Annotated in this window: 9 protein-coding genes; all 9 read left to right on the top strand. The window is 47.3% G+C overall.

The window, feature by feature from the left end; translation table 11 throughout:
• Window positions 1-623: 623 nt before the first annotated feature.
• The 9 genes from kduI to E1919_RS19485 all read left to right on the top strand — a co-directional run bounded on the left by kduI (window position 624) and on the right by E1919_RS19485 (window position 13278).
• A complete protein-coding gene (gene kduI / locus E1919_RS19525; RefSeq protein ID WP_237144655.1) occupies window positions 624-1487 on the top strand; it encodes a 5-dehydro-4-deoxy-D-glucuronate isomerase in 864 nt (287 codons plus the stop codon).
• 58 nt (window positions 1488-1545) lie between these two features.
• Complete coding sequence (locus E1919_RS19520; RefSeq protein WP_317168248.1) at window positions 1546-1737, top strand: SDR family oxidoreductase; 192 nt, start codon at window positions 1546-1548, stop codon at window positions 1735-1737.
• A gap of 146 nt (window positions 1738-1883) precedes the next feature.
• Window positions 1884-2504 carry an RNA polymerase sigma factor gene (locus tag E1919_RS19515; RefSeq protein ID WP_162055104.1) on the top strand — a complete coding sequence of 207 codons (621 nt, stop codon included), beginning with the start codon at window positions 1884-1886 and terminating at the stop codon, window positions 2502-2504.
• Between the two features lie 354 nt (window positions 2505-2858).
• Window positions 2859-3236 carry a hypothetical protein gene (locus E1919_RS19510; RefSeq protein WP_162055103.1) on the top strand — a complete coding sequence of 126 codons (378 nt, stop codon included), beginning with the start codon at window positions 2859-2861 and terminating at the stop codon, window positions 3234-3236.
• A 96-nt stretch (window positions 3237-3332) separates the two neighbouring features.
• On the top strand, window positions 3333-4481 hold the full coding sequence (locus tag E1919_RS19505; RefSeq protein WP_162055102.1) for a glycoside hydrolase family 43 protein: 1149 nt from the start codon (window positions 3333-3335) through the stop codon (window positions 4479-4481).
• 175 nt (window positions 4482-4656) lie between these two features.
• Entirely contained in the window at window positions 4657-6846 is a 2190-nt protein-coding gene (locus E1919_RS19500) for a glycoside hydrolase family 43 protein (protein ID WP_317168247.1), read from the top strand.
• 295 nt (window positions 6847-7141) lie between these two features.
• The gene (locus E1919_RS19495; RefSeq protein WP_162055100.1) at window positions 7142-8482 is read left to right on the top strand and encodes a BNR repeat-containing protein; all 1341 of its coding nucleotides are present in this window, start codon (window positions 7142-7144) and stop codon (window positions 8480-8482) included.
• A gap of 59 nt (window positions 8483-8541) precedes the next feature.
• Window positions 8542-9702 (top strand): glycoside hydrolase family 88/105 protein, encoded by a 1161-nt coding sequence (locus E1919_RS19490; protein WP_162055099.1) that lies wholly within the window; start codon window positions 8542-8544, stop codon window positions 9700-9702.
• Between the two features lie 618 nt (window positions 9703-10320).
• Window positions 10321-13278 (top strand): SusC/RagA family TonB-linked outer membrane protein, encoded by a 2958-nt coding sequence (locus tag E1919_RS19485; RefSeq protein ID WP_162055098.1) that lies wholly within the window; start codon window positions 10321-10323, stop codon window positions 13276-13278.
• Window positions 13279-13286: the final 8 nt, after the last annotated feature.

Here is a 13286-nt window from a genome sequence, read left to right as displayed (position 1 = left end):
CGCTGGAGCTAAAGAATAGTGCGACTCTTTTTCTATCCACAGGTCGTCCCGCTGGGACTCTTGCGTAACGTCAGTTATCAATAGCCATACTCAGAGCCTGTTTTTTCAGTGCGACCGTGTTCTGAACATACAATTCCTGCCTGTGCAGTTTAGCTATGTGCTGTAGCAGTATGTTTAATTAATTAGCATATATGCGGTTTTGCTATAGTTCGATAGCTAATTATTGTTTATCAGGTGCTACAAAGGCTCCTTAGTGAGTGCAATTTTCTCTTTAGCCGGAGGATGATTTTCTGAGATTTTAGTGAGTGTGTGCTCATTTTTTTTACTGAAAAAAGCAGCTGTTTTTTTTGGTGTCGCGAAAACATTTAATACTTTTAGAAAGTAATCCTTCACAAGATCAGTGTATTTACATTAAAAGTAAGTACTCAAGGCAGGGAAATCTAACACAAAATATTGTATGACCTATATGTTAGCCATCAAACTTTTTGCTACTACCATAGCGGGTAATACTGATTTTATGGGTTCTATGCAAACGTTTGCAGTGCCTGCTGTTGTAGCCTCTATGCAAACGTTTGTAGTTATTTTTAATAAGCCTCTGCAAACGTTTGCAGGAGCTGAATGATATGGAAATCAAACAAATCCACATGAACAAAGAAAAAGACATACGCTACGCAGTAAGCCCATCCGAGACAAAGCAAATGGATACGGAGGCCTTGCGGGAAAACTTCCTGATTGAAGAGATTTTCAGCCCGGGCCGCATTTGCCTTACCTATACCCTATACGATCGCTATATGGCAGGCGGGGCAATGCCGGTTGGAGAATCTCTCTCCCTGCAGGCAACAGACATTCTGAAAGCTTCTTACTTCCTGGAAAGGCGCGAGCTGGGCATTATTAACGTAGGCGGTGCTGGTACAGTGGAGGCTGATGGGGTTACCTATAATTTGCAGAACAAGGAGGCTTTGTACCTGGGCAGGGGAACGCAGGAGGTGCGCTTTGCAAGCGAAAACTCACTGAATCCCGCCAAGTTCTACCTCAACTCGGCACCGGCGCATCATGCCTATCCTGCTAAAAAAGTAACTCGCGAACAGGCTGAAGTGGTGGAGTTGGGAAGCACTGAAACATCCAACCGCAGGACCATCACGAAGCTTCTCATCTCAGGCGTCATCGAAACCTGCCAGCTGCAGATGGGCATGACAGAACTTCAGAGCGGAAGCGTCTGGAACACCATGCCAGCGCACACCCACGACCGGAGAATGGAGGTATACCTTTACTTTGATGTGACAGAGGGGCAATCGGTTTGTCATTTTATGGGGCAGCCAAACGAGACCAGGCATATCTGGATGCAAAACGAGCAGGCGGTGATTTCTCCTCCGTGGTCTATTCATGCGGGAGCCGGAACGACCAACTATACCTTTATCTGGGGAATGGCAGGCGAGAACCTGGACTACAATGACATGGACAAGTGCCAGGTAACAGAATTAAGATAATCGAAAGAAGACAAACCAAAGGGCTGGTCTATTTTGAAGCCAGACAGCGCCCCTGCGAGTGGAGGGAAATGCCTTCAACGAGTTCATCATTAACAGGGCACCTGCAGGCAAATGGGGTGACCCGGATGAGTTGGGCGGTGCCACTGTGTTACTGGCATTAAGAGCCAGTGATTTTGTAAACGGGCAGATACTGTATATGGACGGCGGCATACCGGCCACTATCGGTAAGCCACATGGAGAGGGCTGGTAGCTAACTGCTGCTGCTCCGGAGTACGAAGCAGGGCCTGAGCCTTAGCCGGCCGCGGGAAAATACTACAAATAATTACCCTATAAAAAGCGCCGCAGCAGGACTTAGGGGTGTGTTTAAAGTTTCGGATCTATAAAACAGGTTTAACAATGAGAGTAGCTTTACAAACAGAAAACGAGATAAGAGTAGCAGGCAACATATCAAAAAGTGAGGCAGAGAAAAATCTTTGGAAACTGTTCCAGTCTGGAGATGAGGATGCCTTTGCTACAATTTACAAAAACTACGTGCAGGTAATCTACAACTACTCCAGAAAGTTCTCTGATGACGAGGAACTGATAGAAGACTGTATTCACGGCCTGTTTCTGGATATGTGGAAGAACAGGACAAACCTGTCTCTGCCTACCTCTGTTCGTTTTTACTTGTATGCCTGTATCAAAAGGAGAATTTACAAAGAGGTGCTGAAAAGAAAAGACATCCTGTTTGACGACTACTCGAATCTTGAAGCGGCTTTAAAAGAAACTAACGCCTCCATAGAAGACCAACTCATCAGCAGACAGGGAAAAGCAGAACAGAAGGCCTACCTGAAGCAGGGGCTGCGGCAGTTGTCTGCAAACCAGCGGAAAGCAATTCTCCTGAAGTTTTACAAGAACCTCTCTTTCCAGGAGATATCCGGCGTAATGAACATGAGCACCGACAATATCTATAAACTGGTCAGCAGAGGGTTGGCGGCGCTTAAAAAGAACGTGAAGAATTTCAATATTGCTTACTAACTGCTATTGCATAGCACCACGTTTGCTGCGGTCTAAATCACAACGGTATGAACTGTTGCTAGCCAAATTCTATCAGCACCCTTAACTCCAGCGGTGCGGCCGGTGAGTCTACCTTAAACAGGCTGCTCCGCTGGAGTGAATGTATATAAAGCTTACTTCTATTGGCAGGCCGCTCCCTCGGGCTCGCTTGTGGAACACAGCAGTAATAACGTTGTTTACAACGACAGCTATCCTTTCCTATTGAGATACTTCAGTGTCTGCTTTCCCAATTTTATTGTTTTTGTATAATTTTATAAATTATCCGGCCAAAAATGTCCAAATTGTACAAAAGGGACCTCTTTGGTTATAAGAAACATGAACGTATATGGAAAGCTGGAGATGAATAATCTAAAATACAAACAATACTCTTCAGAGGAGTTTGCAGATGATAAAGATTTCTGGCTTTGGGTGCTCAAAGAAGACGCGGAACAAGAGACTTTCTGGATGCAGTTTATAGCAGATAACCCTGACAAAGCGAAAGAAATAGAGCAGGCAAGGGCTCTGGTGCTGCAGGTAAATGTCGGTAAGTACAAACTGGAGGACAAAAAGGTGAACACACTTTGGGAGAAAATCCAGAAGTCTAAAGAGGAGTCTGATGCAAAGGATAACGCTGAACTTTTAAAGGAACATAACAGAGGGCAGCTATTTAAAGAACTAAGAAAGCCTGAGATAAAACATAGCACTGGTAGCTAAAAACAGAGTGGCAAATCCTCCTGAGTAATGTTTGGGCCTGCCGATAAATGATAAAGCAGATTGCCAATTTCATTTTTTGATAAAAGATATAAGTAGATGAAGAGACTAAGCCATTTGTTCGTAATGCTGCTCTGGTTGAGCATACCAGCGTTCGCCCAGCAACCGAAAGCGCATACCTCTTTTAAACCAGGCGAAATCTGGACGGATACGGATGGTAAGCACATTAACGCGCATGGGGGCGGCATTATCTTCCACGACGGCAAGTACTATTGGTTCGGGGAACACAAGGTAGAGGGCAAAGACGGAAACAAGGCCATGGTGGGCGTGAACTGCTACTCCTCCTCTGATCTGTATAACTGGAAAAACGAAGGCATTGCGCTTCCTGTTGCCGCAGAGGGAAGCGGCTCTGACATAGAGAAAGGGGCTGTGATTGAGCGCCCCAAGGTGATTTACAATGAGAAGACAGGCAAGTTTGTGATGTGGTTTCACCTGGAGTTAAAAGGGCAGGGGTATGCGGCCGCCCGCACCGCTGTTGCTACCGCAGACAACGTAACAGGGCCTTATACCTTTCTGAAAAGTTTGCGCCCGCATCCAGGGGTGTGGCCTGAAAATGCTACCGAGTCGCATAAAACAGAACCTATCGAAGTCACTGAAAATGATCCGGAGTGGGAGCAGAAAGTAGCAGCAGGCGCCTTTTTGCAAAGAGATTTTGAAGGCGGACAAATGTCCCGCGACATGACACTGTTTGTGGATGATGATGGTACCGCCTATCACATTGCCTCTTCTGAAGAAAACAGGACGCTTCATATCAGTAAGCTGACGGACGATTATCTAAGTTTTACCGATGAGTATGTCCGTGTATTTCCCGGAGGAAGAAATGAAGCTCCTGCCATTCTCAAGAAAGATGGCAAGTACTATATGATAACGTCGGGTTTGACAGGGTGGGCACCCAACCCGGCACGTTCTGCTGTGAGTGACCATATGATGAAAGGGTGGAAACAGCTTGGAAACCCAGTTCGGGGAACCGAGGAGCAAAAGAGTACAACCTTTGAGTCGCAGAGCACATTCATACTCCCGGTTCAGGGGAAAAAAGACACTTTTATTTTCATGGCTGACAGGTGGCGTCCGAAAAACCCCATAGATGGTCGTTACATCTGGTTGCCTTTGACCTTTGAAGACGGTAAGCCTGTTTTAAAATGGCAGGATGAGTGGACGCTGAAAGATGCTGCCGGGAAGAAGAACTAAAGAATCAATCAGGAATAAAGAGCTGTACGCTCAGCTTATAATTTACAGGCAGATACCGCAAGTTCTGATGAAACAGGCTGTGCCATCCAGGTAATAGAAGCAGATAAATATGAGATATAGTATTTTAACAAAACAGCATTGTTATCAGAATAAAATAGCTTACATAAAAAGATGCTTGTTTTCTGGAGTAGTATCGTGTATACTCTTATCAAGCTGCGGACAGCAAATAACAAGTAGTGGGAGTAGTGGAACTGAGGAAAAGGCTCCGGAGGAAGAGTATAGCGCGTATTTATTTACTTACTTCACCGGCAACAGCAACGACGAAGAAGCGATTCGCTTTGCCCTGAGCACCGACGGGTATAACTATAGAGCACTGAATAACAACAAGTCAGTTATTAGCTCAGCAGACATTAGCTCTACCGGAGGCGTGCGTGACCCGCATATTCTGCGCGGCGCCGACGGGAAGACGTTCTACATGGTGGTGACCGATATGGTGTCGGCCAACGGCTGGAGTTCTAACAGGGCCATGGTGCTTTTGAAGTCCACTGACCTGATCAACTGGACTTCCAGTGTTGTTAACATCCAGGAGCAATTTCCTGGAAACGAAGACCTGCTCAGGGTGTGGGCGCCGCAGACCATTTACGATCCCGAAGCCGGAAAATACATGGTATACTTTTCGATGAAACACGGAGAGGATCCGGACAAAATCTATTATGCCTATGCCAATGAGGAGTTCACCGCATTGGAAACTACGCCGAAGCAACTCTTCTTCAGCCCAACCAGCGGCGCCGCCATTGATGGCGACATCATTTTCAGGAACGGCAAATATCACTTGTTCTTTAAAACGGAAGGGGAAGGATCGGGTATAAAAATCGCCACTTCCGACAAGCTGACAGAGGGATATGAATTGCAGGACAAGTATGTGCAGCAAACGAAAGACCCGGTAGAAGGCTCTGGTGTTTTCAAACTCAACAACAGCGACGACTACATCCTGATGTATGATGTGTATACCAAAGGCAAATACCAGTTTACGAAAAGCAGAGATCTGCAACATTTCGAAATCATAGATCAAGAGGTAAGTATGAATTTCCATCCGCGCCACGGCACTGTGCTGCCTGTTACGGCAGAGGAAGCGGCAAGGCTGATGGGCAAATGGGGAACGGCAGATGATGTTATTGGGTCTGCCAGGGCAAGCGGTCTGAAAAAGACAAACATCGCTTTAGACACGGCCGCGAAGCAGCTCTACCTGCCTGTAAAACCGGGCACCAATCTAAGTGCTTTTGACCCTGAATTCATCGCCTTTCCCGGTGTAACCATTGCTCCCCAGTCTGCACAGGATTTTACCTCCGGCCCGGTAACTTATACGGTCGAAATAAAAGGACAGCAGCCACAGAACTACCAGGTAACTGCAAGAGAGGCCCACAACCCGGTACTGGAAGGCTTTTATGCGGACCCGGATGTGCTGTATTCTGAAAAAACAGGCAAATTCTATATCTACCCGACAAGTGACGGCTTTACCGGTTGGTCTGGCACATACTTTAAAACCTTTTCTTCCGGGAATTTAGTTGACTGGAAGGATGAAGGCGTGATACTGGACCTGCATAAGGACGTGAGCTGGGCAGACAGAAACGCCTGGGCGCCCAGCATCATTGAAAAAGAGATAAACGGCGAATACAAGTATTTCTATTACTTCACAGCCGCGCAAAAGATAGGTGTTGCTGTGGCCGATAATCCGACAGGTCCCTTTGTGGATTCTGGAAAACCTTTAATTGATGCTTTTCCGGAGGGCGTGACGGGTGGACAGCAGATTGACCCGGAGGTGTTTGCAGATCCGAAAACAGGGAAGAACTACTTGTATTGGGGCAACGGCTATATGGCCGGTGCCGAGTTGAATGAAGACATGGTTTCCATTAAGCCGGGTACAACGAAAGTCATGACGCCAGATGCCACTTTCAGAGAAGGTGCCACCGTGTTTTACAGGAACGGCACTTATTATTTCTTATGGTCTGAGGATGATACGCGAAGCGAAAATTACCGGGTGCGTTATGGCACGTCTACTACTCCTATGGGGAAAATAAAGGTTCCGGAGAATAACCTGGTTATCGCCAAGGACACAGCGGCTGGTATTTACGGGACGGGCCATAACTCTGTTTTACAGGTGCCTGGCAAGGATGAGTGGTATATTGTCTATCACCGGTTTAATTATCCGAAGGGAATCACCATGGGGGATGCTGCCGGATACAACCGGGAAGTCAGTATTGATAAACTAGAGTTTAACAACGACGGCAGTATCAGGCAAGTGACACCGACGCACCAGGGGGTGAAGGCCGTGGACCTGAAAAGCAATGGTGACAATAAACTTTAGAGGCAGTTTTAGAATACGCTGTATGAGGTGTGGCTTTTTTAACGGCTGATGCCTCAGCCGTTCTGGTGCCATTCTCTCAGCTTAGAAGCAACAGATTTGTAAAAATGTCTGCAAAATTGTCCAAAAGGCGGGAGGCAGAACTCTTATAGAAATAGAAAGGGTGGTATCCTGTGGTTTGAAGGCGCAGCCGGAAGCTTTGACTTCCGGTAAATTCATTAAAACCATAAAACATCCCGCTTCGGTAACGCGAAGAGTTCCGGAACAGCAACTAAGGTAAGTCTATGGACCTAATTACATGACATATAAGAACCTTGCTATGGTATGGAGGCATGCTGCCGTTGCCGTCTTTGCCCTTTTATTAAGCACCTCCTGCACAACAACCCGCTTGTCTGAACCTACCACTTCAACCGTGGCAGATGGCTGGGCGAATAATTCAGTAAATGTAGTGGTGTTTCGCAAGAACTCACTTGTTACTTTTCAGGATACGCAGTACACTGCCTGGTATGATGCAGACCGTTCGGTGATGCTGGCCAAAAGGAGAAACGGAACCGATGATTGGGAAATACGCAAGACAGACTTCAAAGGCAATGCAGCAGATGCTCACAATACCATCAGTATCATGGTGGATGGCAAAGGCTACCTGCACCTCTCCTGGGACCACCATAATAACAAGCTGAACTATGCCCGCAGCGTGAGCCCCGGCGCCCTGCAGATGAGCGAGAAAATGCCCATGACGGGCCAAAACGAGCAGGTCGTTTCTTACCCGGAGTTTTACCGGCTGCAAAACGGCAACCTCCTGTTCTTTTACCGCGACGGAGGCTCCGGGCAGGGTAACATGGTCATTAACCGCTACGACACCAATGCACGGCAGTGGACTCAACTGCACAGCAACCTAATTGACGGCGAAGGGAAGCGCAACGCTTACTGGCAGTCCTACATCGATGAGCAGGGCACAATCCATGTGTCGTGGGTATGGCGCGAGAGCCCCGATGTGGCCAGTAACCACGATCTGGGCTATGCCCGCTCCACCGACGGGGGCATAACCTGGGAGAAATCTACCGGAGAAAAGTATACGCTGCCCATCACAGAAGCCACAGGAGAACAGGCATGGGCAATTCCACAGAACAGTGAGCTGATCAACCAGACATCGATGGGAGCCGATGCCAAAGGCAATCCTTTCATTGCTACTTACTGGAGAGAGGCAGGTTCCGATATTCCGCAGTACCACCTGGTGTACCATAACGGCAGCACCTGGGAAGCGCTCCAACTGGACTTCCGCAAAACTCCCTTCAGCCTGAGCGGGGTAGGGACCAAGCGCATACCCATTGCAAGGCCGCAGGTGATGGTAAAGAACACCGGCAAAGATGCATCCGTGCTAATGCTTTTCCGGGATGAGGAAAGAGGCAACAAAGCTTCTGCCGTGGTCATCGACAAGCTGTCAGACCGCGAGTGGAGCATCGTGGACCTGACGCAGGAGTCACTCGGTTCATGGGAGCCCACCTACGATACAGAGCTCTGGAAAGAAAAAGGTATCCTGAACCTGTTTGTGCAGAAAGTAGAGCAGGTAGATGGCGAAGGCCAGGCCAATATTCCGCCGCAGCCGATACAGGTAGTGGAGTGGAAGCCTGCCTTCTGAAAAGAGGAGGGTTTGTATCAAGATAAAAGAAAACGATAATCTCAGTACTATAGACAAACATGAAGACCAGAACGTCTGCTTATTATACCCTGCTGGTTGTGTTGCTCCTATCCTGCGCAACATCTAACAAAACGGCATCAAAGAACCCGCTGCTACCCAATTCAAAAGAGGCGGTTGCCCATGTCATAAACAAGGTGAACAACTATTGGCAGGAGTCAAACCCGAACCACGGATGGGCTTTCTGGGATGTTGCCGCCTACCACACCGGCAACATGGAAGCTTATAAGATAACGCAGAACGAGCAGTACAGGCAGTACTCTGAAGCGTGGGCCGAAAAAAACAAATGGATGGGGGCCAAGTCTGCCGACAAGGAAAACTGGAAATACTCTTACGGCGAGAAAGATGACTACGTGCTGTTCGGGGACTGGCAGATTGCCTTCCAGACCTACATCGATTTATACAACTTGGATAAGGAAAAGGACCCTGAAAAGATTGCCCGTGCCCGGGAGGTGATGGAGTACCAGATGAGCACCCCGAACAACGACTACTGGTGGTGGGCGGATGGCCTGTACATGGTGATGCCTGTGATGACGAAGCTCTACAAGGTAACCGGCAATGCGCAGTATCTGGAAAAGCTTTACGACTACTACAGCTATGCCGACTCTGTGATGTATGACCAGGAGGAGCAGCTGTATTACCGCGACGCCAAATATATTTACCCGAAACACAAAAGCGCAAACGAGAAAAAAGACTTCTGGGCGCGTGGCGACGGCTGGGTGTTTGCCGGCCTGGCCAAAGTGCTGCAGGACCTGCCAGAGAACGCCCCGCACCGGGAGTTCTATATGAGCAGGTATAAAGACATGGCAGCGGCTATCGTGAAATCGCAGCAACCGGAAGGCTACTGGACCCGCAGCATCCTGGACCCGGAGCATGCGCCCGGCCCCGAAACCAGCGGCACTGCTTTCTTTACCTATGGCCTGCTTTGGGGTATAAACAACGGCTATCTAAATAAAGAAGCCTACTTACCGGCTGCTGCCAAAGGATATAATTACCTCACCACCGTGGCTTTGCAGCCAAGCGGCAAGATCGGCTATGTGCAGCCCATAGGGGAAAGGGCCATTCCGGGGCAGGTGGTGGATGTGAACTCTACTTCTGGATTTGGAGTGGGAGCAGTTCTGTTGGCAGCCTCTGAGATGTACCGCTACGTGGACAAAAACTAATACTAGTTATAGCAATCCTCCAGCTGCCCGTCCTGCGGAATAAAAGTTTTATTCCGGAACGGCGACAGGAAAACTATAAGTTTGAGCAAGGCAGTCAATAGAATTAATGCGGTGATGGATAAGACAGGCGTAGTTCATGGTTGCTGACTTACGGCGTAAGGGTGCTGCTATGCTTTCCGAGCATCCCTTCGCAAAGAAGAATTTAAAATTATTTCATACATGTAGAGAATGAGGAGCCTGACACGTGTCAGGCTTTTCTTTTTAGCAGCCTTCATGCAAAAAAGAAAGTTCACCTCAGGTTCTGGTAAGGCACCCTTGCAAACCAAAGACAAAGCTTAGCCATGGTCTTGTAGCTTTTAAATAAATGGCTTACATCCTAATATTTATATAGCTGGTTCTTTTTTGAAAAAAGTTTGAACATCGTGTCCAATTGGCTCTGAGGCTGTCTCTTTGTAGATATGAGTGAGTGGTCGAGCCTGGCTGTAACTCTTAACACTGATGAAGGCTCAACCTGCAAGTACACTGGGTTTGCCTGAACTGAAAGAGGACAAAATAAGAAGTTACTATTTCACTGACTAATCTTAATAATTCATTTTACCCAAAACTAATTAATGATTTATGCAACATTATTTACTTAAAGAGCTAAGATTCGTACTGGTTCTTCCTCTTTTTCTCTTATCAATTGTCGGGGCATTAGCCCAGGGCCTGACGGTGCAAGGTAGGGTAACAGACGATAGCGGGGCGGCCCTGCCAGGTGTTACTGTCTTGTTGAAGGGCACTTCCACGGCTGCTCCTACTAATGCAGAAGGCAGATACTCCATTAATGTTCCGTCTGGTGAAGGAACATTGGTCTTCACTTATATCGGTTTTGAACCACAGGAGGTAGAAATTAACAACAGAACCACCATTGATGTACAAATGGGTGCCGACGCCAAGGCTTTGGAAGAAGTGGTGGTGATAGGCTACGGAACGCAGAAGCGTTCTGATGTAACGGGTTCCGTAGCATCTGTTCCAAAGGAAAGGCTCTCAAATCTTCCCGTTACGGACATAACGCAGGCCATACAGGGTACAACGGCAGGATTGAATATTACGCAGGGCTCTTCCGTGCCAGGTAGCTCCGGTGGTATAAGCATACGGGGTGTAAACTCTATTAGTGCAAACACCTCTCCTTTTATTGTATTGGATGGCGCTCCCTTCTTTGGCCAAATCAATGACGTCAATCCGAATGACATTGAATCAATTGAAATCTTAAAAGATGCCTCTGCGGTAGCGATTTATGGCACGAGAGGTTCCAACGGTGTGATTCTGATCACGACGAAAAGAGGTAAGACCGGGCAGCCAAGAATCAGCTACAATGGTTACTATGGAGTAGAAGGTCTGGCTAATAGGTTAGAGCCAATGTCTCCGGAAGCCTATGTGCAGAAATACGAAGACTATATGATAGCGCAGGGACTTGCGCAAACACAGATACTGCCGAATACTTACGAAGTAGACAACTATAACGCAGGCCTTACGACAGACTGGCTGGATGCGGCTTCACAAACAGGCAAGATTACAGAGCACAACCTGAGTATATCTGGTGGTACCGACAAGGTACAGTATTACCTTACAGGTGGCTATCTTAACCAAGATGGTGTAGTGAAAGGATATGAGTTTCAGCGGGCAAGCATTCGTTCTAACCTAGACGCTACGCTTACAAGCTATTTGAAAGCGGGTACTTCATTATACTTTGCAGATCATAACTCTGACGGTGGCCGGGCTAATTTATTGTTCGCCTCAGCTATGAGCCCTTATGGACAAGTATATGACGAGGCAGGCAACTATGAGATTTTCCCGATGAATCCCGAGCTATTGTTTGAAAACCCGCTGCTAGGCCTGACAACTGATAGAGTGGACAGACGCAAATACATAACGGGTACGGCTTATACAGAGTTAACGCCTGGTTTCGCAGAAGGCCTGAAGTACCGTCTGAATGCTTCCTACACCTATGAAATCGGCAGGCAGTCAGGCTATGCAGGGCGACCAGCCAACAACAGGGTAGGTGGTGCTTATGCCAATAATAATGAAACCAACAGTTGGGTGCTTGAGAATATCCTGACTTACACGAAAGACTTTGGCAGGCATCATATAGACATAACCGGGCTTTACAGTGCGCAGGAAACAGATTATTTCCGGTCTGGTGCGGATGCTAATACCTTTATCAATGATCAGTTGTCCTTCTATAATCTTGGGGCAGCTGAAAACAGAACCTCTTCTTCCTATGGAGACAGGACTTCGCTGCTTTCTCAGATGGGAAGAGTGAACTACTCTTATGATAGCCGTTACTTATTAACGTTAACTGCCCGAAGAGACGGATATTCTGCTTTTGGAGCAAACACAGATAAATACGGTCTTTTCCCGTCTATGGCTTTAGGCTGGAATATTGCCAATGAAAGCTTTATGCAGGATGCCAACTTTGTAAACCAGCTTAAATTAAGGTTTTCTTACGGTCAGTCAGGTAACCAGGCTATCGGCGTGAACCAGACTGCTACCTTGTACAACCCGGTTCGCTTTCCGTTTGGTGGAGCAAGTACCATTGGTGTGTTGGCCGGAAGACTCGGAAATGCTGATTTGAACTGGGAGACGACTACTTCGGCAAACCTAGGCCTGGATTATGGATTCTTGGGGAACAGAATCAGAGGTACTGTGGAAGTATACAATTCAAGAACAAATGATCTGCTGCTTAGCAGGAATATTCCAAATGTTACAGGGTACTCCAGTGTCTTCTACAACCTGGGTGAAGTAAGGAATAGAGGAGTTGAGTTTTCTGTAAGCACCGTGAACGTGGAATCTGGTAAATTCAGATGGGAAACTGACTTGAACTTTACCCGAAACATAAACGAAATTGTAGAGCTGTATGGCGATGGAGAGGATGACATAAACAACAGGTGGTTTATAGGCAAATCACTGGGAGCTGTGTTTTCTTATAACTGGTTAGGTGTATGGCAGGAAGGAGATGACATCCCGGAGTCTTTGAATGCTGTACCAGGTGACCTGAGATTTGAAGATATTGACGGTGATGGCAGAATAACCGGTGATGACAGAGTATACTTAGGAACTACGCTACCAAAGTGGTATGGAGGTCTTACTAACACGTTTCATTACAGCAACTTTCACCTGAGTGTTTTCCTGCAGACTCAACAAGGATCGATGAAAGGCAACCCTGACATCTACTACGGTGATGAAGCCGGCAGAAGAAACATCCCGGCTGCGGTTGGCTACTGGACCCCTGAAAACAGAAGCACCGAGTTTCCGTCACTGAGTTACAGAAATCCGCATGGCTATAATTTCGCCAGAGATAACAGTTATGTAAGGATAAAAGACGTGCGCTTAAGCTATACAGTGCCGCAGGCCTTCTTGGATAAATATGGTATCAATGGGCTTGTAATATACACAGCTGGCAGAAACCTTCATACTTTCACAGACTGGGTAGGATGGGATCCGGAAAGCAACCAGTCTTCCAGAGGCTCAGGAAACTGGGCAAACAATTACCCCCTTGTCAGAACAGTTTCTTTCGGACTTAACCTGACACTTTAACGAAACAC

This window comes from Pontibacter pamirensis, from assembly GCF_010015475.1.
GTDB classification, from domain to species: domain Bacteria; phylum Bacteroidota; class Bacteroidia; order Cytophagales; family Hymenobacteraceae; genus Pontibacter; species Pontibacter pamirensis.
The sequence above is the reverse complement of the archived record's forward strand: the minus strand, read 5'-3'. Positions and strand labels throughout refer to the sequence as shown.